25 protein-coding genes are annotated in these 20,656 nt (G+C 47.0%); all 25 read left to right on the top strand.

The features are described 5' to 3' along the window. The first annotated feature begins 25 nt into the window (after positions 1-25). The 25 genes from AC6I1H_RS08085 to AC6I1H_RS07965 all read left to right on the top strand — a co-directional run bounded on the left by AC6I1H_RS08085 (position 26) and on the right by AC6I1H_RS07965 (position 20,656). On the top strand, positions 26-634 hold the full coding sequence (locus tag AC6I1H_RS08085; protein ID WP_497740439.1) for a copper amine oxidase N-terminal domain-containing protein: 609 nt from the start codon (positions 26-28) through the stop codon (positions 632-634). A gap of 251 nt (positions 635-885) precedes the next feature. Further along, a complete protein-coding gene (locus AC6I1H_RS08080; RefSeq protein WP_497740438.1) occupies positions 886-1,089 on the top strand; it encodes an Rpn/YhgA-type helix-turn-helix domain-containing protein in 204 nt (67 codons plus the stop codon). 290 nt (positions 1,090-1,379) lie between these two features. Next, on the top strand, positions 1,380-1,589 hold the full coding sequence (rpmE, locus tag AC6I1H_RS08075; protein ID WP_120768670.1) for a 50S ribosomal protein L31: 210 nt from the start codon (positions 1,380-1,382) through the stop codon (positions 1,587-1,589). Between the two features lie 149 nt (positions 1,590-1,738). Further along, positions 1,739-2,590: a DUF1385 domain-containing protein gene (locus AC6I1H_RS08070; RefSeq protein ID WP_497740437.1), complete on the top strand. Its 852-nt coding sequence runs from the start codon at positions 1,739-1,741 to the stop codon at positions 2,588-2,590. An 80-nt stretch (positions 2,591-2,670) separates the two neighbouring features. Further along, positions 2,671-3,765, top strand: coding sequence for a peptide chain release factor 1 (prfA, locus tag AC6I1H_RS08065; protein ID WP_497740740.1), 1,095 nt, complete (start codon positions 2,671-2,673; stop codon positions 3,763-3,765). Beyond that, on the top strand, positions 3,762-4,613 hold the full coding sequence (prmC, locus tag AC6I1H_RS08060; protein ID WP_497740436.1) for a peptide chain release factor N(5)-glutamine methyltransferase: 852 nt from the start codon (positions 3,762-3,764) through the stop codon (positions 4,611-4,613). The genes prfA and prmC overlap by 4 nt, the downstream gene beginning before the upstream one ends. Positions 4,614-4,663: 50 nt before the next feature. Continuing rightward, positions 4,664-5,236: a chromate transporter gene (locus tag AC6I1H_RS08055; RefSeq protein ID WP_497740435.1), complete on the top strand. Its 573-nt coding sequence runs from the start codon at positions 4,664-4,666 to the stop codon at positions 5,234-5,236. Continuing rightward, a complete protein-coding gene (locus AC6I1H_RS08050) occupies positions 5,233-5,751 on the top strand; it encodes a chromate transporter (protein ID WP_497740434.1) in 519 nt (172 codons plus the stop codon). The genes AC6I1H_RS08055 and AC6I1H_RS08050 overlap by 4 nt, the downstream gene beginning before the upstream one ends. Positions 5,752-5,826: 75 nt before the next feature. Further along, positions 5,827-6,555, top strand: coding sequence for a ZIP family metal transporter (locus AC6I1H_RS08045; RefSeq protein ID WP_497740433.1), 729 nt, complete (start codon positions 5,827-5,829; stop codon positions 6,553-6,555). A gap of 13 nt (positions 6,556-6,568) precedes the next feature. Beyond that, entirely contained in the window at positions 6,569-7,612 is a 1,044-nt protein-coding gene (locus AC6I1H_RS08040; protein ID WP_497740432.1) for an L-threonylcarbamoyladenylate synthase, read from the top strand. Between the two features lie 6 nt (positions 7,613-7,618). Further along, the gene (locus tag AC6I1H_RS08035; protein ID WP_497740431.1) at positions 7,619-8,092 is read left to right on the top strand and encodes a low molecular weight protein arginine phosphatase; all 474 of its coding nucleotides are present in this window, start codon (positions 7,619-7,621) and stop codon (positions 8,090-8,092) included. A 59-nt stretch (positions 8,093-8,151) separates the two neighbouring features. Further along, positions 8,152-8,595: a ribose 5-phosphate isomerase B gene (rpiB, locus tag AC6I1H_RS08030; RefSeq protein ID WP_497740430.1), complete on the top strand. Its 444-nt coding sequence runs from the start codon at positions 8,152-8,154 to the stop codon at positions 8,593-8,595. Positions 8,596-8,615: 20 nt separating this feature from the next. Next, positions 8,616-9,848 (top strand): serine hydroxymethyltransferase, encoded by a 1,233-nt coding sequence (gene glyA / locus AC6I1H_RS08025; RefSeq protein WP_497740429.1) that lies wholly within the window; start codon positions 8,616-8,618, stop codon positions 9,846-9,848. Between the two features lie 23 nt (positions 9,849-9,871). After that, entirely contained in the window at positions 9,872-10,510 is a 639-nt protein-coding gene (upp, locus tag AC6I1H_RS08020; RefSeq protein WP_497740428.1) for a uracil phosphoribosyltransferase, read from the top strand. Positions 10,511-10,520: 10 nt separating this feature from the next. Further along, a complete protein-coding gene (locus tag AC6I1H_RS08015; protein WP_497740427.1) occupies positions 10,521-10,988 on the top strand; it encodes a deoxycytidylate deaminase in 468 nt (155 codons plus the stop codon). 54 nt (positions 10,989-11,042) lie between these two features. Next, entirely contained in the window at positions 11,043-12,080 is a 1,038-nt protein-coding gene (locus tag AC6I1H_RS08010) for an MraY family glycosyltransferase (RefSeq protein ID WP_497740426.1), read from the top strand. Between the two features lie 16 nt (positions 12,081-12,096). Beyond that, the gene (gene wecB, locus AC6I1H_RS08005; protein ID WP_497740425.1) at positions 12,097-13,254 is read left to right on the top strand and encodes a non-hydrolyzing UDP-N-acetylglucosamine 2-epimerase; all 1,158 of its coding nucleotides are present in this window, start codon (positions 12,097-12,099) and stop codon (positions 13,252-13,254) included. A 231-nt stretch (positions 13,255-13,485) separates the two neighbouring features. After that, entirely contained in the window at positions 13,486-14,730 is a 1,245-nt protein-coding gene (locus AC6I1H_RS08000) for a uracil-xanthine permease family protein (protein ID WP_497740424.1), read from the top strand. Positions 14,731-14,861: 131 nt separating this feature from the next. Then, positions 14,862-15,566, top strand: coding sequence for an RNA polymerase sigma-I factor (gene sigI / locus AC6I1H_RS07995; protein ID WP_497740423.1), 705 nt, complete (start codon positions 14,862-14,864; stop codon positions 15,564-15,566). 6 nt (positions 15,567-15,572) lie between these two features. Next, a complete protein-coding gene (locus AC6I1H_RS07990; RefSeq protein WP_497740422.1) occupies positions 15,573-16,832 on the top strand; it encodes an anti-sigma factor domain-containing protein in 1,260 nt (419 codons plus the stop codon). 159 nt (positions 16,833-16,991) lie between these two features. After that, positions 16,992-17,207, top strand: coding sequence for an AtpZ/AtpI family protein (locus AC6I1H_RS07985; RefSeq protein WP_497740421.1), 216 nt, complete (start codon positions 16,992-16,994; stop codon positions 17,205-17,207). A gap of 29 nt (positions 17,208-17,236) precedes the next feature. Further along, positions 17,237-17,560 (top strand): hypothetical protein, encoded by a 324-nt coding sequence (locus tag AC6I1H_RS07980; RefSeq protein ID WP_497740420.1) that lies wholly within the window; start codon positions 17,237-17,239, stop codon positions 17,558-17,560. After that, the gene (locus AC6I1H_RS07975) at positions 17,547-19,478 is read left to right on the top strand and encodes a V-type ATP synthase subunit I (RefSeq protein ID WP_497740419.1); all 1,932 of its coding nucleotides are present in this window, start codon (positions 17,547-17,549) and stop codon (positions 19,476-19,478) included. The genes AC6I1H_RS07980 and AC6I1H_RS07975 overlap by 14 nt, the downstream gene beginning before the upstream one ends. Positions 19,479-19,560: 82 nt before the next feature. Beyond that, complete coding sequence (locus tag AC6I1H_RS07970) at positions 19,561-20,040, top strand: V-type ATP synthase subunit K (protein ID WP_497740418.1); 480 nt, start codon at positions 19,561-19,563, stop codon at positions 20,038-20,040. Positions 20,041-20,053: 13 nt separating this feature from the next. Then, positions 20,054-20,656: a V-type ATP synthase subunit E gene (locus AC6I1H_RS07965; protein ID WP_497740417.1), complete on the top strand. Its 603-nt coding sequence runs from the start codon at positions 20,054-20,056 to the stop codon at positions 20,654-20,656.

The following is a 20,656-nucleotide window of genomic DNA, read 5'->3' as shown; positions in this document are numbered from 1 at the left end:
ACGTAAATAATCGGAGGGATTTACAATGAAAAGAAAATTATTACCTATAATTGCTATCTTCTTGATTTCAGTTGGGATCTTCACAATAGCTTACGCTGCTTCCCCTATCAAGATTATTTTGAACGGCAGGGAGCTAAAAGTAGATGTGCCTCCTCAGAATGTAAACGGCAGAGTATTGGTGCCTATAAGAGTGATTTCGGAAGCCTTTGGTGCCGGTGTCTCCTGGGATGGGAAAAACAATGCGGTCAAAATAGAGTCCGGCCAGGACAGGTCTCCGGAATTCAGGATAAATCAACTGGAACGGGCGTTAGCTCCAAAAGATCCAATGGAAGCCGTTACCACCTGGACCGAGGCACTGAAAGATAGAAGTGGGGCCGTGCAGTATGCGGTTTTGTCCCCCGAGCTAAAAAAGGCTATGTATTCAGAACTTGCCGGCATGAATTGGGTTACCGGAGTCTCGAGCCCCTGGGTCGATAGCTACAAAATTACAGACTTGGGAAGAGGAGAGGATGGAAGCTACAGATATAAGGTCGATATTTTATGGATGACTTCTGCGGGAAGCTCCACGGGGGAAGAGTATGTCACCGTGAAAAAATACGATGAAAACTTCTTTATTTCGAGTATAGGAAGATAGACATTAGAGAAAAAATCACAAAACTGGATGAAGAAAAGGATAATAAGACTATAAGCATAACGGTCGAAGGCTCCAAGGAATACGATACTTCTTATGATAAGGCAAAGGTGGCAGTCTAGAAATACTTGACGCTTATTCGGGCTCAAGCAGACTTTTGCAGCAGAATGAAAACTGTGATATAAAGGGGACTCCCCGAGAAGGAAAAGAGAGGGCTTTCGGAAGTAATAGAAGAAAGCGAGGAGGTGGATGAGATGATATATAACCTTGAAAGAGCTTTACAGGAAGAATTTCAGAAAAGGGAAATTATAGGGATGGAAAAAGGGATGGAAAAAGGGATGCTGGAAGCTAAGTTAGAAATAGCAAGAAAACTCATAAATAAAGGCAGAAAAGTGGACGAGATAATTGAAATTACCGGTTTGTCTGAAGAAGAAATATTAAAATTACAAGTAAATTAAAGCAAAGGAAAACGGGAATACTAGGACAGGCTTGAATTATTCGCCTTTATCGAAATCATGATTTACAGAAAAAATATAGTGGCCCCTTTTGCAATATATATGGCACTTTTTATAATTGAATATAAATTATTGACTATCTCATTTATAAACTCCTGGCCTTGCTCAGGAGTTTATTTATTTAAACCAAATCCCTTGTTAAAAACGAAAAGCTGTGCTATAATAACAAATGTATTTTTATAGCCTGAAATTTAAGCGATATTCGCTGAAAATAAGCTAGAGAGGTGAAAACGATGAAAGAAGGAATCCATCCCAAATACGGAAAAGCTATAGTGAAATGCGCCTGTGGCAACACCTTCGAGACGGGGTCCACAAAACCCGAGCTGCATGTAGAAATTTGCTCCAAGTGTCATCCTTTCTTTTCCGGCAAGCAGAAGCTGGTAGATACCGGCGGACGTGTAGAAAGATTCAAGAAGAGATTCGGTCTGAAAGACCAGGAGTAGTCTTAAAAGGTTAGAGTTTTGCTCTAGCCTTTATTAGTATATAAAGCTGATTGGGATATTGTAAAAAGTTATATGAAAACAAAGTTCTATACCAGAGGAACTACAAAATAGCATAAAATGAATGTTAGAGATAACGAGAGGGGTCTTTTATGAAGCCGGTAAGACCTAACATAGGCGGCCAGGCAGTTATCGAAGGGGTGATGATGCGGGGCCCAAAGTTTACTGCCATTGCCGTCAGAAAAAATGACGAAATAATTATAAAGAAAGAGGAAAACCGCTCTCTTTCCGATAAATATAAATTCTTGAAATTGCCCATCCTCAGGGGGATGCTGTCCCTGGTGGAAATGCTCATCGTAGGCATACAAGCCCTCTCTTATTCAGCAAGCATGGCGGGGGATGAAGAAGAAAAACTTTCAAGCAAAGATATCGCACTGGCCCTCCTTTCTGCAATCGGTTTTGCTGTCCTGCTTTTTATCATAATCCCTACCGCAGCGGTTAAACTAATTGGAGAAAACGTAAAAAGCCCATTCTGGCTCAATATGATAGAAGGCATACTGCGGATCTTGATATTCCTGGCTTATCTTTTGATAATTACGTCGATGAAAGATATAAGGAGGGTCTTTGAATACCACGGCGCCGAACATAAGGCGGTCCACTGCTATGAGCACGATGAAAAGCTTACACCTGAAAATGCTGCAAAGTATACCACGCTTCATCCCAGGTGCGGCACCAGCTTCCTTATGGTGGTCATGGTCGTCAGCATTTTGCTTTTTTCCCTGCTGGGCTGGCCGGGCATCATCATGAGGATATTTTCGAGGATTTTGCTTTTGCCGCTGGTGGCGGGGATATCCTACGAGTTTATCAGGCTGGCCGGCAAAAGCAATTCGCCGGTGATAAAGATGTTAAATGCTCCGGGGATCTGGCTTCAGAAGTTGACTACCCGGGAGCCGGACGAATCACAGATTGAAGTGGCGCTGGAAGCACTGAAGAGTGTATTATGATACCTGCACGGTTCGAAACAGGTCGGTTGCGGCTTTCGAGCGGTAAGAATATGTTGTGTATTTCAGGAAGGTGATTTATGATGATAGACAGACTTGACGAGGTCGAAAAAAGATACGATGAACTGACTCAGAAAATCAGCGACCCCGAGGTGATTTCAAGACAGGAAGAATGGAGAAAACTCACCAAAGAGCATGCTTCCCTGGAAGAGATTGTCACATGCTACCGGGAGTATAAAAAAGTGGCCGCAGAGATAAATGAAAACCGGGAATTATTGAGGGAGAATTCCGGTGACAGCGAGATGGAAGAATTAATAAAGAGCGAAATTGCAGCTCTTGAAGATAGATATGCAAATCTAGCGGAAAAACTGAAAATCATGTTGCTCCCTAAAGACCCCAATGACGAAAAGGATGTAATCATGGAAATAAGAGCCGGGACCGGTGGCGAGGAAGCCGCCCTCTTTGCGGGGGATTTATTCAGGATGTATAACCGATATGCCGAGAGCAGGGGATGGAAAGTTGAACTGATGAGCTCAAATCCGACCGAACTCGGTGGTTTTAAAGAGGTGGTCCTCGAAATTTCAGGCCGTGGAGCCTTCAGCCGCTTGAAATATGAGTCCGGGGTCCACCGGGTGCAGCGCATACCCACGACGGAAGCAGGAGGCCGGATACACACATCCGCCGCCACTGTCGCGGTTTTGCCCGAAGCCGAGGAGGTTGACTTGGAGATAAACCCTGCGGACCTGCGCATCGATATATACAGGGCGTCGGGACACGGCGGGCAGGGGGTAAACACCACTGATTCCGCCGTCAGGATCACGCATCTTCCCACTGGACTGGTGGTGACCTGCCAGGATGAGCGTTCCCAGATAAAAAACCGGGAAAAGGCCATGAAAGTTTTAAGATCCCGGCTCCTTGAGAAAATGCAGGAAGAACAGGAAAGGGAAATTGCGGAGAACCGCCGCAGTCAGGTGGGAACGGGTGACAGGAGCGAGAGGATAAGGACATACAACTTTCCTCAGGGGCGAGTCACGGACCACCGCATAGGCCTGACACTTCACCAGTTGGAGAACATTTTAAACGGAGATCTGGACCCCATCATAGACGCCCTCATCGCGGAGGACCAGGCCAGAAAACTGGCAAAATCCGGCGACAGTCTGGAGTCGGTAGCCCGATGAATGTCCGTGAAGCGCTGGACATAGCCCGAAAAAGATTAATTGAAGCCGGCGTGGGAAATCCCGCTTTGGATGCGGAAATTTTGCTGGCTCATACGCTTTCGGTTGACCGGCTCAGACTGCTGGTAAACGACGAGGAAAAACTTTCCGACAAAGATATGAAATGTTTTATAAGGCTCCTGGACCTAAGATGCGGTCATATGCCCGTGGCATATATAACAGGGCATAGGGAGTTTTTTGGACTTGATATATCCGTAGGGCCCGGGGTGCTGATACCCCGGCCCGAAACGGAGTTTGCCGTGGAAGAATCTCTTCGGGTAACTAAAAATTTAAAAAAACCCAGAGCGGTAGATTTATGCTGTGGCAGCGGAGCTATTGCCGTGGCCGTGGCTGTAAACCATCCTGATGCCATTGTATATGCGTCAGATATATCCGAAATAGCAGGAAAATATACGAAAGAGAATGCCCGAAAGCATTATGTAGAAAACAGGGTTTTTTTTATAAAAGGGGATCTATGGCACCCCTTTGAAGAAAAAAACATAGGGCAATTTGATTTGATAGTGTCCAATCCCCCATATATTCCGGAGGATGAAATGGGCAATCTTCCTGAAGATGTAAAAAAAGAGCCTGAAATAGCCTTAAACGGCGGCATAGATGGCCTTGACTATTATAAAAGAATCATTTCAAAAGCACCTCAGTTTTTAAAATCCGGCGGGCATATAGTTCTGGAGATTGGATGGAATCAAGCTGCTGCTGTGCAGAATTTGTTGAAAGCGAGCGGCTTTAATGAAATTCAGGTGATAAAGGATTATGCGGGCTATGACCGGGTTGTTTCTGCAACTGGAGTCTGACGGGCCTTTCGGGAAACTGGATTTGAGAAAACTATCAGGTGGTGAAGCAATTGAATCGAAAACTTTCGCCCAAAGAGCTCCTGCTTATGTTCTGGGCTTTTTTCAAAATAGGCGCCTTTACCCTGGGCGGCGGTTTTGCCATGATTCCATTGATGAAGGTTGAGATGGTGGACAGGCAGAAGTGGATCAAAGAAGAGGAATTTCTTGACATAATTGCCGTTACCCAATCGGCACCGGGGGCTGTGGCCATAAATTCCTCCATATACATAGGTTTTAAGCTGGCCGGATTTTTGGGTTCTGTAATCGCTACTCTCGGTACCGTGCTACCATCCTTTCTCATAATTTTATTTGTCGCCCTCTTTTATTCCGACATGAAATCCAACACATATGTGAAAAAGGCTTTTTACGGCATATATCCGGCCATAGTGGTGCTGATCCTTGCAGCGGCCGCAAATCTTTGGAAGGCCGCATTCAAAGATAAAACCGGTATAGCCATAGCGGTGCTGTCGTTGGCGGCTTTGATTGTATTTGATGTACACCCCATACTGGTGATTTTATTGTCGGGTCTGGTCGGAGTGTTTTTGAAAAAGGATACCGCAAAACGAGGAGGTGGCCGGAAATGATATATCTTATACTTTTCTGGGCATTTTTTAAAGTGGGAGCCTTCAGTTTTGGCGGAGGCTATGCCATGATTCCCCTCATAGAAAAGGAAATAATAGACATACACCACTGGCTCCCCATGCAGGAGTTTCTGGATGTCATTGCCATTTCTCAGATGACGCCGGGCCCCATAGCCATAAACTCGGCCACTTTTGTTGGATACAAGGTGGCGGGCTTCTGGGGATCGGTGATGGCTACCCTGGGTGTCACCGCGCCATCTTTTTTGATTATTCTGATTCTGGCGCTTCTTATTTTAAGATACCGGCACCTTCCGCTGCTGGACGCCTTTTTCAAAGGGGTGAGGCCTGCAGTCATAGCCCTCATTGTCCAAGCGGCCTATTCAGTAGGCAGAAATTCCTTTTCCGGAGTGAAAGATTTTGTTGTGGCTTCAGCTGTATTTGTGGGACTGTATTTGCTTAAAATAAACCCTATAGTCATCATAGCCCTTTCAGCTGTTATTGGCATAATGATATATTAATCGAATGTTACTATGTGCCAACGCAATCATAATCGCCGTGATGTTGCATATGATTTACCTGTAGAGGTGAATCATATGGCCGTATGGACTGCGACGCTGATCGGTCTTGCAGTGGGAGTGGGGGGTACCGGCGCCGGAGGATTATACATATTCTTAATAAAAGATGTGAGGATGCGCAAAATGAGCGCCATCCTGGGGTTTTCGGGCGGGATAATGATGGTGGCGGTGTTTCTGGAACTGTTGCCCGAAGCCCTGGCGATATCGGGTTTGATTTTTACCATGATTGGAATAATAATAGGTGTGATGTTTTTGACGGCTTCTGAAGGTTTAATAGAATCCACAATGCGTCTTCGCTATAAATCTCAAGCAAATTTCTACAGGGCGGGATCCTTATTGTTTCTAGCAATTGCGAGCCACAATTTTCCCGAGGGATTGGCCATAGGCGGCGGTTATGCGGCGTCAAGCAGCCTTGGAATATTGCTGGCTCTGGCCATTGCAGTTCACAATATCCCGGAAGGCCTGGCGGTAGCGGCGGCGTTCAGACTTTCGGGGATGACATCGGCAAGGGCCTTTTTATATGCGGCTCTTTCGGGAATACCCATGGGTCTTGGCGCCCTGATGGGTCAGGCACTGGGCGAAGTTTCCCCGATACTGATCACCATTTCTCTTGGGTTTGCGGCAGGAGCCATGTTGTATACTACCTGCGAAGAGATTCTTCCGGATATTTTTATGGCAAAAGACGCCACCCCGGGAGGGTTTTTCTGGGGGCTGGTTGTGGGGACCGCTCTTTTCAATATCCTCTAAAGAAGGCAGATTTATGATAAAAACAAGGATAATTTCTATAGATGCACAAAATCCAAAAAAGGATGCAATTTATGAGGCGGCTGAAATAATTAGAAATGGAGGTCTTGTGGCCTTTCCGACGGAAACTGTTTACGGCCTCGGAGGAAACGCCCTGGACGAACATGCCGCTGAAAAAATCTATGCCGCCAAGGGAAGGCCTCAGGATAATCCCCTGATAGTTCACATCCAGAGCATCGACGACCTGGAAAACATCGTCGAAGATTTTCCGAAGGAAGCGGGCCGATTGATGAAGATTTTCTGGCCCGGCCCTCTGACCATTTTGTTCAGGAAAAAGCCGGTGATTCCTGCCGGCACCACGGCGGGTCTGGATACGGTGGCGGTAAGGATGCCGGCCCACAGGATAGCCCTTGAGCTCATAAAAGCCGCCGGCGTTCCCATAGCCGCGCCCAGCGCCAACATATCGGGCAAACCCAGCCCCACATGTGCCGCCGATGTGTACGAGGACCTGAACGGCAAAATCGACATGATACTCGACGGCGGGACATGCCCTGTCGGAGTGGAATCCACCGTGCTGGATTTGTCAGGTCCGGTACCGCTGATCCTTCGGCCGGGCGGTCTGCCAAAGGAAGAACTAGAAAATATACTGGGGCGTGTCGAAATCGATCCTGGGCTTCTGCCGGGGCAAAAACCGCGTTCCCCCGGGCAAAAATACAGGCATTATGCTCCGGAAGCCCGTATGACTGTGGTGGAAGGCCCCGTAGAGCTTCAGGTGGATAAAATTATTGAACTTGCAAAAAGTCTAGAAATGTCGGGGAAGAAGGTGGGCATAATGGCAACGGCTCAGACCCGGCATCTTTATCCGGCAGGGTTTGTCGTTTCTGTGGGAGACAGGAATGCTCCTCTTACAATATCTTCCAACCTTTTTTCCATACTGAGGAAATTCGATCGCATGGGCGTAGACGAAATTCTGGCCGAAGGCATTTCGAAAAGTGGACTGGGGCTGGCGGTCATGAACAGGCTGTACAAAGCCGCCGGATATAATATAATTAAAGTATGAGGGGTGATGCGGTTGAAAAAGGTGGTTTTTGTATGCACCGGAAACACGTGTAGGAGCAGCATGGCGGAAGCGCTGTTTAAGAAGCTGCTGGAAGAGCAGGAAAAGCAAAACGATATAATAGTAGAATCCTGCGGCATAGCGGCCGTGGAAGGGATGCCGGCATCGCCCAACGCTGTCAAAGTAATGCGGGAGGAAGGCATAGATCTGTCTGCACATAAGGCAAGACTTTTCTCGGAGGAATTTTTAAAGGCTGACCTCATTTTGACCATGGCCAAAAGCCACAAGGATTATATTCTGGACAGGTTTCCGGCAGCAAAAGGCAAGGTATTTGTCCTGGAGGAATTTTCTTCGGAACGGGGAGGGGATGAAAACATGGACGTTCCTGACCCTTACGGAGGCGATGAGAACACGTACCGCAGAGTTGCAGCCGAAATTAAACAGAAGTTGAAAAATGTACTGGAAAGACTCGAAAAAAACTAGACAAGCAAGGGCATTTTTTTATATAATGAATTGACAGAACAGGAATGAGGTGTCGGATTATGAAAATTGCCATTGCCAGCGATCACGGCGGCTTTGAGCTGAAAAAAGACATAATAAAATTGCTGGAACGCAAAAAAATCGAATATAGGGACTTCGGAACTTTCTCTGCAGAGTCGGTGGACTATCCCGACGTGGCCATTCCCTGCGCCGAAGCCGTAGCCCGCGGCGAATTTGATAGAGGCATCATCATCTGCGGAACGGGAATCGGCGTATGCATTTGTGCCAACAAGGTGAAGGGCATAAGGGCCGCTCTTTGCCACGATACTTTCTCCGCCAGGATGTCCAGAATGCACAATGATGCCAACGTGCTTACAATGGGGGGAAGGGTCATCGGCCCGGGCCTTGCCGCAGACATAGTGGAGGAATGGCTCGATGCCGGCTTTGAAGGCGGCCGCCATCAGCGAAGGGTTGAGAAAATAAGCGAATATGAAAACAAAGCGTAATGACGAAAGGGGAATAGTTGATGGAAGTATTGAAACTGGTGGATCCTGAGATTGCCGATATAATTGAGAAAGAAACCCGCAGGCAGCAGAGCAAACTGGAAATGATAGCCTCGGAAAATTTCACCAGCAAAGCGGTCATGGAAGCCCAGGGGTCGGTCCTCACCAACAAGTATGCCGAAGGCTACCCCGGGAGGCGTTATTACGGCGGCTGCGAATTCGTGGATATGGTTGAAAACCTGGCCATAGAAAGGGCAAAGAAGCTGTTTGCGGCAGAATACGTGAATGTGCAGCCCCATTCCGGCTCCCAGGCCAACATGGGGGTGTATTTTGCTGCTCTCAATCCAGGCGATAAGGTTCTTGGAATGAACCTGGCCCACGGCGGCCATCTCACCCACGGCAGTTCTGTGAACATATCTGGGAAATATTTTCAATTTATTCCCTACGGAGTTTCGAAAGAAACGGGATACATAGATTATGACGAAGTGGAAGCCCTTGCCGAAGAGCATAAGCCAAGGATGATTGTGGCCGGAGCCAGCGCGTACCCCAGGATTATCGACTTTGCAAGGCTTTCCGGTATTGCCAGAAAGGTGGGGGCTTATTTTATGGTGGATATGGCCCATATTGCAGGCCTGGTGGCGGCTGGCATACATCCCAGCCCGGTGCCGGTGGCGGACTTTGTGACAACCACCACCCACAAGACACTCAGGGGTCCCAGAGGAGGCATGATTCTGTGCAAAGAGGAATATGCCAAAATGATCGATAAGGCCATTTTCCCCGGCACCCAGGGCGGTCCGCTGATGCATGTGATCGCGGCAAAGGCCGTATGTCTGAAAGAAGCTCTAAGTCAGGAATTTGTGGGCTATCAGCATCAGGTGGTTAAAAATGCCGCTGTCCTGGCAAAATCTCTGATGGACAGGGGGTACAGCCTGGTGTCAGGGGGGACCGACAACCATCTCATACTGGTAGATTTGAGAAATAAGAACCTGACGGGTAGAGATGCGGAAAAGATGCTGGATGAGGTGGGTATTACGGTAAATAAAAACGCCATTCCTTATGACCCTGAAAAGCCTAATATCACCAGCGGCATCCGTCTGGGCACACCCGCATTGACTTCCCGGGGGATGAAAGAACAGGAAATGGAACAAATAGCGGAACTCATCGATAAAACTTTAACTTCCGGCGGCGACGATACTTGCAGGGCAAAGGTTAAAGCGGCGGTAAAATCGTTGTGCGATGCCTTTCCGCTTTATTAAAATAAAGGACGGGAGCGTTGATTATGGAATATGGAAAGAATGTCTTTGTTTTTGACCATCCTCTGATACAGCACAAACTGGCCCTCATCCGGGATGAGAATACCGGAGCCAAGGAATTCAGGGAACTGGTGGAAGAACTTGCCATGCTCATGGCCTATGAAGTCACCCGGAACCTTCCCCTAGAAGAAGTGCAGGTGAAGACTCCCATTGGTCCGGCAAAGGTCAGAATGATATCCGGCAAGAAACTTGGGATTGTACCAATACTCAGGGCGGGTTTGGGGATGGTCAACGGCATGTTAAAATTGATCCCCACCGCCAAGGTCGGCCACATAGGCCTGTACCGCGACCCCGATACTCTCACTCCGGTGGAATATTACTGCAAACTGCCCGCCGATGTAACCGAGCGCGAATTTATCATCCTTGACCCGATGCTGGCCACAGGTGGTTCGGCCACCATGGCGGTCGATTTTCTGAAAGAAAAAGGCGCTACCAGCATAAAGCTGATGTGCCTCATTGCAGCGCCAGAGGGAATAGCGGCGGTCCATAAAAAACACCCTGACGTGGAAATATATACGGCTTCGGTAGACGAAAAACTGAACTCCCACGGGTACATAGTCCCCGGCCTTGGAGATGCTGGCGACAGGCTTTTTGGCACCAAGTAGGGGCATAATCATGAGACCCTCCTGGGACAGTTATTTTATGGAAATAGCTCATGCGGTGGCAAAACGTTCCACCTGTATCAGAAGGCGTGTGGGAGCAGTTATTGTAAAGGATAAGCGAATATTGACGACCGGGTACAACGGAGCTCCCACCGGTATCGCTCACTGCGAGGAAGTCGGGTGCATCAGGGATGAGCTGAATATACCTTCGGGGCAGCGCCATGAACTGTGCAGGGGCCTCCATGCGGAGCAGAACGCCATAATTCAGGCCGCCATCTGGGGAGTCAGCATCAAAGGAGCCACTCTTTACTGCACCACCCAGCCCTGCGCCCTCTGTGCGAAAATGCTTATAAACGCGGGAATAACGAAAATAGTGTATGAAGGAGATTATCCCGACGAACTGGCAATGAGGTTGCTAAAAGAGGCTGGAGTCGAAGTAATTCAGTTTCCGTTGATTGACAACAGAGAAAAAATAAAATAAAATTATAGGGAAGTTAAAATAGACGGGTGTATACGGAAAAAAGGAGCGATTACATTGCCTCTTTACATATATGCGTTTTTGACGGCTATGGTCATAGCATATGTGACAACGCCCGGAGTCATTAAACTGGCATGGAAAATAGGCGCCATAGATGTGCCCAGGGATGCGAGAAGGGTGCACAAGAAGCCTATTCCAAGGCTTGGCGGTCTGGCCATCTTTATTGCCTTTACCGCGACCGGCATACTTACTCTTCCGCTGGAATTTTCCACATTAAAAGGAATGCTCCTGGGCGGGACATTTATAGTGATGGTCGGCATCCTGGATGACATTTACAGCCTGTCCCCAAAAGTAAAGCTTATGGGACAGGTGGTTGCGGCAGGGATTCTTTTGCTTTTCGGCCTCAAGGTGGAATGGGTGACGAATCCTCTGGGAGGCATGTTTTACCTAGGCAAATGGAGCATACCTATTACCCTTTTCTGGGTTGTGGGCATAACCAACACTCTCAATTTCATAGACGGCCTGGACGGCCTGGCCGCAGGCATATCCGCCATAGCGTCCATCACTATGATGCTGGTAAACCTGAGCATCCATCAGACCAATGCGGCGCTGGTGACGGCTTTACTCGCAGGTGCGTCGGTAGGTTTTTTGCCCCACAATTTCAATCCCGCCCGAATCTTTATGGGGGATACGGGAGCCATGTTTCTGGGATTTATGCTTTCCGCGGCTGCCATAGACGGAGCGGTTAAAAGCGCTACGGCCATCGCCCTGATAGTCCCGATCCTGGCCCTGGGGCTGCCGATTTTCGATACTGCTTTTGCCATTTTGCGCCGCTTTATGAACGGAAAGCCCATCATGCAGGCGGACAAAGGTCATCTTCACCACAGGCTTATGGCAATAGGGCTCTCCCAGAAGCAGGCGGTATTATTCATGTATTTAGTCAGCCTTTCATTGGGGCTTTGCTCAATAATACTGGCCAAGATAGGTATTAAAGAAGCTGCGATAGCGCTGGCAGTAGTGCTTTTTTCGCTGATGCTTTCCATAAGGCAGTTCAACATATCGCATGAAGCCAAAAAATCCACCCACAGCATGTAAAGGGGAATATTGAAAATTGGGAAGGTTAAAGGTATTGACCATTTTCGGTACAAGGCCTGAAGCTGTAAAGATGGCTCCGCTGGTCCAGGAATTAAAAAGGAATGAGTTTTTTCGCTGTGAAGTGGCGGTCACGGCTCAACACAGGCAGATGCTTGACCAGGTGTTGAGCCTTTTTGATGTAGAGCCGGATTATGATCTGGACATCATGACAGACAGACAGACGTTATTCGACATTACTGAGAGGGCGCTAGCGGGATTAAAAGATGTACTGGAAAGGTCGCATCCCGATATGGTGCTGGTCCACGGCGACACCACCACCACTTTTATTGGAGCCCTGGCGGCATTTTACATGCACATAAAGGTGGGCCATGTGGAGGCGGGTCTCAGGACTTTCAACAAATGGCTGCCCTTTCCGGAAGAAATGAACAGGAAATTGACCGGTTCCCTGGCAGACCTGCATTTTTCACCTACTCAGACCGCAAGGCAAAATCTGCTGAGGGAAGGCGTAAAGTCTGACAGCATCTTCGTTACGGGCAATACCGTGATTGACGCCCTCAAAACCACTGTAAAAAAGGACTTTGTTTTTTCGACGGATATCTTAAACCGATTAGATTATAAAGGGAAAAAGGTGGTGCTGGTCACTGCCCACAGAAGGGAAAACCTTGGAGAACCCCTCAAGAATATTTGCCTGGGGCTTATGGATATCGTAGACAGGAACACCGATGTGGTAATAATCTACCCGGTGCATTTAAACCCGGCGGTGCGGGACGTGGTCGAAAAGATACTTGGCGGGCATGAACGCATAGTGCTTCTTCCTCCGCTCAACACCGATGAAATGCACAACTTGATGGCCAGATGCTACATGGTGATGACCGATTCCGGCGGGTTGCAGGAGGAGGCTCCCTCACTGGGAAAGCCCGTGCTGGTTTTGAGAACGGAGACCGAGCGGCCGGAAGCGGTGAAGGCAGGCACCGTTAAGGTCATCGGCACCGATCGCCGGAGCGTATATGAAGAAGCGGCAAGACTTTTATCCGATCGCTCGGAGTACGACAGGATGGCGAGCGCCGTAAACCCCTACGGCGACGGCCGGGCATCCCAGCGTATAGCAGGATGCATACTGTATCATTTCGGGTTGATTGATAAGAGCCCAGAGGAATTCGATGCACAAATTTAAACCGGGGAATATTGACAAGATTCGCTCATATGGTATAATAAAGAAAAACAGATAGGGACAACCTTTAAACTGGTCCCGTGAGGCTGGTAAGGTGAAAGTAAAATAGACAGAAAGACAAACCTTTCTCCTGCCTGAGGAGAAAGGTTTTTTGATGAATCAAGCCCTTGCCGCCTTGCAGCAAGGGCAATTATATGTACAGTTACTTTATAATTATTAAGGAGGGCATCATATATGGAAAATTCTAAAAAAACAGCAGTTACAGCCAGAAACCCAGCCGGAACCACCATCAGATCCGGCGACTATCTCCCCCCGCTGCAGCTTTTTATCCTGGGTGTGCAGCACACATTCACCATGTTCGGCGCCACGGTGCTGGTGCCTCTGCTGACCGGCCTGAGCGTAAGCGTGGCGCTCTTTACTGCGGGAATAGGAACATGGTGGTTTCACCTGGTCACCAAAAGAAAAGTCCCGATTTTTCTCGGGTCATCCTTTGCGTTCATCGCTCCCGTTGCCCTGGTGGTGAAAGAAATGGGAATTCCGGCGGCCCAGGGAGGCATCATTGTCGCAGGGTTGCTGTACTGCATAATGGCCGTATTCATCTATTTTCTCGGACCGAAATTCATGGAATCCCTATTGCCGCCCGTCATAACCGGCCCCATCATCATGGTTATCGGGTTGAATCTTGCGCCTGTGGCCATCGGTAATGCAAGCAAAAACTGGCTGATAGCCCTTGTCGTGCTGGCGGTAGTGGCGTTTGTGAGCCTCTATGTGAAGGGTTTTTTGCGATTACTCCCGGTCATCTGCGGAATCGTGGTAGGATATGTTATATCATTTATAGCAGGGATTGTAAATTTCCAGCCCATCATTGAGGCCAAATGGTTTGCCATGCCCGACTTCACATGGCCGGTTTTCAACGCAGCGGCAATCGGCCTCATTGCTCCAGTGGCAATTGCCACCATGGTGGAGCATGTGGGCGATGTGCTTGCGGTTGGGGCCACTGTGGAGCAGGATTTTGTAAAAGATCCGGGCCTTCACAGGACATTGATAGGGGACGGCATTGGCACCTCGCTGGCTGGCATTTTCGGTGGCCCCGCCAACACCACATACTCTGAAAACACGGGCGTTCTGGCGTTGACTCGAGTGTGGAAACCGGAAGTAATGAGGATAGCCGCCTGCCTGGCCATATTCCTTTCCTTTATTCAAAAACTGGGGGCGGCAATCCGGACCATTCCGGAACCGGTCATCGGCGGCATATCCATAGTGCTCTTCGGCATGATTGCCAGCATAGGTGTAAGGACTGTGGTGGAAAATCAGGTGGATTTTAAGCAGTCGAGGAATCTTCTTATTGCCAGCGTAATTCTTGTGGTGGGTATAGGAGGAGCCATCATCAAGCTCTGGGGCGGCATCCAATTCGGAGGCATGGGACTTGCTGCCATTTTGGGAATAATTTTAAACCAGATTCTGCCGAAGGAAGAATAACAGAAAATTTAAAGCAAAAAAGTTGGAGGTCAGGATTTCGCAAGCCTGACCCCGTTTTTTTTTGAAATTAAAAAGGAATTTCTTCTTCGCTGTAGAATTAATTTTTCGTAAGATATTTTTCGGAGGATAAGATGACCGATTTCAGTTTGAATGAGAGAGTTATAAAAATAAAAGGCGATATCGATGAAATCAACAGGCTGATAGAAGAGTACAAGCCTTTTATTGCTTCTGTTGTGGAAAAACACATCGGACGCTTCGTGGAATACGGTATAGATGACGAATTGAGCATAGCATTGATGGCTTTTCATGAAGCTATAGAAAAATATGATATATCCAGGGGAAATTTCCTGGCTTTTGCCAGGATGATAATCAAGCACCGTCTCGTGGATTTTTACAGAAAGGAACAAAAAAGCGCGCCTGTGGTTTATATGGAAAGTCCTGAAAATGAGGAAGACGGGGGATATCGGGACCCCACAGCCGAAAAATCCGCAGAGAAATTCGATGAGAGTCAGATTAGCGAGCTTCGACGGTTGGAAATCATGGAAATAAAAAAAGAATTGTCGCGCTGGGGGATAACATTTGCCGATGTGGCCAGATGTTCACCCAAGCAGGAATCGACAAAAAAAGCCTATTTGAAGGCGGCGGAGTTTGCGGCAAGCACTCCGGAAGTGCTCAAAATAATTAAAACAAAAAGATATCTGCCGGTGGATAAAATAGTGAGCGCTACAAAAATACCCCGTAAAACCGTGGAACGCGGTCGGAATTATATTATAGCGACGGTGCTGATATTATCCGGAGACTACCAGTATATAAAGGAATATGTAAAGTGGAGGTAAAATTTCTTGAAAGGCATTATTGTGGATATAGACAATGAATATATAATTATCCTTAATAAAAGCGGGGATTTTAAAAAAATTTATAATAATATGCCTCAATGCCGTATAGGCGACGAAATTGAAGTCCCGGATAATATGCTGACATCGCGTTTCTTGCTGAGGCGGATGTTTTCTATTGTTTTGACGAAAAGGATTGCGGCGGCTGTTATTGCTTTGATGCTGCTCCTGGGCATGGGCGGATACGCCATAGCGGATTATTTCAATCCGGTGACTTTTGTAACGATGGACATCAACCCGAGCATAGAACTGATTTTAAATAGATATGAAAGGGTATTGCGGGTGGATGCATTCGATGATGAAGGAAGTATTCTGGCAAAGGATGCCGGCGCGTTTAAAAATATGAAACTTGAAGAGGCTCTGGGCATACTGGTTGCTCGGGCGGAATCTCAGAATTACTTGAAAGAATCCGGCACTCTCATGTTTACAATTTCCAGCAAGCAAAAACGTGTGCCTGAAGAGCTTGATGGGAAACTGAAAGAACTGATTAAAAGCAGACCGGCCATTCAGGTAATTGTGGAAAACACTTCCGTAGAAAAGCATGAGGAAGCAAGAAGAATGAAGATATCCCAGGGGAAACTTTTAATGTATGAAAAACTAAAGAAAGTAAACCCCGTCATATCTCTGGAAGACGTAAAAAAGGCGTCCATATCCAGTATAATAGAAGAATTAAAAAAATCAAAAGCAGGGACGCCGGCCGATGGAAAGAAAGGACCGGAAAGCGAACAGAAGGGCGCTGACGGCACCGAACGGTTTGATGGTAAAGACATACGAAAAGATGAAGATATAAAATTACAACAAAATCGAAAGAATGAAAAGAACCAGAATGTAGAAAAAGATAAAAAGCAAAGTAAGAATGATGATAAAAACCCTGACGATGAGAAAGATAATGCCGGTGAAGACAAAATTGGAGAAACGAAGAAAACTTTCGATAATGCCGGTGAAGACAAAATCGGCGAAACGGAGAAAACTTTCGATAATGCCGGTGAAGACAAAATTGGAGAAACGAAGAAAACTTTCGATAATTCCAGTGAAGACAAAATCGGCGAAACGAATAGTATTTCAGACAATTCCGGGGCTGAGTCAGAAAGTCTGCGCAAAGAAATAAAAAAGGACATATCCGATACCTTTGAAAAAACCAAGGATAAATTGAATGGGACACAGAAGTCTGGGGGAAATGAAAATAATAAAAAAGAAAAAAAGAAATGACACACTTCGATTTTATATTGCCGGGCGGATGAAAAAACCGGAAAAACCTTTTTATTGCGTTTATTTGTGACATATTTCACATATAATCGCCGTCAGCCGGTCTATAAGGAAATTTTCAATTTGAATTTTTTTTATCAATGTTATATAATATAAACCAGTATGAAAAATTTTAAAGGTATCCAATATCTTGTGCTGCTTTCTCAAATTGGTCTTAATATGGCACTACCCATAGTAGGGGGGGTTTACGCTGGAGCCTATCTGGACAAGAGGTTTTCCACGGGTAGCGCTTTTTTAATTTTCGGGACCTTTTTGGGGGTATTTTCGGGAATCGCAGGAGTTTATCGAATTTTATCAAAAGAATTTAAGAATAAATAAATTAAACAAACTTGCAAGGGGGTGGTAATTTGAAAGAAATCCTGGAGGATGTGAAAACGACTGAAAAAAAGGCTGAAGAAATTGTTGAAAGATCAGAACAGGAATCCAGAAAAATTATTCTGGATGCAAAAAAAGAAGTCGAAAAATTGATTCTAGAGGCTCGAAAAAAATGCGATGAGGAAGAAGGGGAAATTATAGAAAAAGCAAGGCTTGATGCGAAAGAAGCGGCAGACAATCTTTCGAGAGAATACGCGCAAAAAATAAAAGAGTTGAAACTCAAAGCCGCCGAAAAAATACCGGAGGCGGTGCATTTGATTAAAGAGAGGATAGTGAGGGCCCATGGCGATAGTTAATATGAAGAAAATGCACCTCCTGGGCCTTAAACTTGAACAGGACATGCTTTTGGACGCCATTCAAAAAATCGGAGCTGTAGAAATCACTGATATAACGCAACAGGTACAGGACGACGAGGTGCAGCAGAATCGGATTCATCAGGAACTGGAAAAAGAACTGTCAGAACTGGATTCCAAACTGAACAAGCTGAAATTTGGGATTGATTTTTTAAAGCCGTATGTAATAGAGAAAAATCCTCTTTTATACGGGAAACCGAAAGTTAAAAAACAGGAACTCGATGACATGCTTTCCAGGGAAGAGCAATATCTGGCGGTCATTCAGGCAGTTTTTGAACTTGACCAGCGTCTTGCCCGCTTAAAGGCGGAGGAATCGAAGATTCACAGCCGCATCGAACTGTTGTCTTTGTGGAAGTCGATGGATATACCTCTGGAGGAACTGGGGCCGACCCGGAAAACAGAATTTATACCAGCAGTGGTTCCGGCAAAAGCTTTCGAGGATTTCAAAAGCAGGCTGGTTGAAAAAGAGTTACTTTCCGAAGTGATAAATATAGGCGAAAGCAGGGATGAAGTTTTCTGCCTACTGGTTTATCATAAAGCTCAAAAAGTTGATATACAGGATGTAATGAAGGAATTCTCTGTCAGCATCCAGGAGTTTACGGGGCTGAAAGGCACACCGAAAGAAATTATCAGCGGTGATGAAAGAAGACTTGCCGAAATAGAGAAGGAAAGGCAGGGTATAGCAGGTGAGGCCCGGGCTCTTTCAGATCAGCGGTTTGCCTTTGAAGTGCTCTACGATTACTGGAACGTGGCGAGAGAAAAGAAAAGAAACATGCTTAAAATGGCGGAAACCAGCCGGACATTCTATCTTACAGCATGGATACCGGAGCCTCTGGAACAGAAATTAAAACAAAGAATTCTTGAGCTGACAGAGTCGGTTTATATCGAGTTTTCGCCACCGGAAGAAGATGACGAAATACCGGTGCTCGTGGAAAACCCCAGGCTCGTGCAACCATTTGAGCTGATTACCGAACTTTACAGCCTGCCCGATCCCAGAGGCATAGACCCGAACATATATATGGCGCCGTTCTACTTTGTATTTTTCGGCATGATGGTCAGCGATGCGGGATACGGCCTAGTGCTTGCGCTTTTGACAGGCCTTGTGCTCTGGAAACTGAAACTGGCCGGCCAGGGGAAAAAGCTGGTGGAGCTGCTTTTTCTCGGAGGCATATCCACTTTTGTATGGGGCGCTATTTTCGGCGGCTGGTTTGGAGACCTTATAAAGCTAAGACCAATATGGATAAACCCTCTGGACAATCCCATGGCCATACTGATATTGAGCTTTGCCTTCGGCGTCATCCAGATTTATACGGGATTGATGCTTTCCGCCTATAAGAACATAAGGGCGGGCCGCACAGCCGATGCATTTATGGACCAGGGGTTGTGGATAGTTTTCCTGACGGGCCTCATCATGCTGGCTTTTCCAAAGCTCGGCTTCATAGCCAAATATGTGGCTCTTGCCGGGGCGCTGGGGCTCCTGCTGACTCAGGGGAGAGCTCAGAAAAACGTTTTGATGAAGTTATTATCCGGCCTCTTGAGCCTTTACGGGGTTACCGGGTATCTGAGCGATGTGCTGTCGTACTCCAGGCTGCTGGCTCTGGGCCTTGCCACCGGCGTAATCGCTGTGGTTATAAACACCATGGCAAGACTGGTGGGGGTAAACGCCATCGGATTAGTAATCATGATAATAATCATGATAGGCGGCCACATATTCAACATTGCCATAAATACTCTGGGAGCATATGTTCACAGCAGCCGTCTGCAGTATATAGAGTTCTTCAGCAAGTTTTACGACAGCGGCGGCAGAGCCTTCGATCCGATGAGGATAAAAACCACATACGTGGACTTTGAAAATCTATAAACAAATTTAAATAAAAAGTGGGAGAAAGAAAGTCGAATTTGACCTCTCACTTCTTATATCTATTTTGGAGGAGGAGTAAAAAATGGAATTAACTTATGGTCAGGTACTGGCACTTTTAGGGGCGGCGCTGGCGGTGCTGCTTCCCGGCATAGGTTCCGCAAAAGGTGTTGGAATCGTGGGTGAGAGCGCTGCCGGAGTAGTTACCGAAGATCCGGGGAAATTCGGTCAAACATTGATTCTACAGGCCATTCCTGGAACTCAGGGTATTTACGGACTTTTAACGGGATTTGTAATCATGCAGAGGATCGGTATCCTGGGAGGAAATCTGCTTCCGCTTAACCTGCATCAGGGTCTGCTGATTCTGGCAGCTGCCCTTCCCATTGCTTTTGTAGGCCTTCTTTCGGCTATAGCCCAGGGCAGAGCCGCAGCGGCCGGCGTGGGCATCATAGCGAAGCGCCCTGAAGAACTGGCAAAAGGCATCACCTATGCCGCCATGGTGGAAACCTATGCGGTGCTGGCGCTTCTGGCATCCATCCTCATGCTCTTCGGCATCAAGCTATAGGGGAGTGGCCGGCATGGAGGGTATCGAAAAGATAAAAGAAAGGATAATGCAGGAAGCCCTGCAAAAAGAGCGCGATATGCTGGATAAAGCCAGGGCCGAAGCAGACAAAATATTGAAAGATTCCGCCATACAGGTGGAAGAAATAAAGAGGCAATCTCATCAAAAAGCAGAAAGGCTGGCTGAAGAAGAAAAAAGAAAAATACTATCAATGGCTGAACTGGAGGAACGAAAACGCCTGCTGGCGGCGAAACAGCAGGTAATCGACGAGGTGTTTGAAAAAGCCCGGCAGGAGCTAGAAAATATGCCCGTCGATGATTATCTGGATTTTGTGCGAGCCATGCTCATAAAAACAGCAGCCGCCGGAGATGAGGAAATAATCGTAAACGAAAAAGACAAAAACAGGATTACACAGGATTTTTTGAACAAAGTCAATGAGGAACTGAAAAAGCAGGGCAAGATCGGCAGCCTTAAGCTTTCTGCCTATTCACGGCCTGTGATAGGCGGATTCATCTTGAAGGCAAGGGATATGGAAATAAACAGCTCCTTTGATGCTCTCATCAAGGCGCAAAGGGAAGAGCTGGAAACCGAAATTGCGAAAATGCTTTTCGAGGAGTGA

It is taken from the genome of Biomaibacter sp. TOL, from assembly GCF_059717795.1.
The sequence above is the reverse complement of the archived record's forward strand: the minus strand, read 5'-3'. Positions and strand labels throughout refer to the sequence as shown.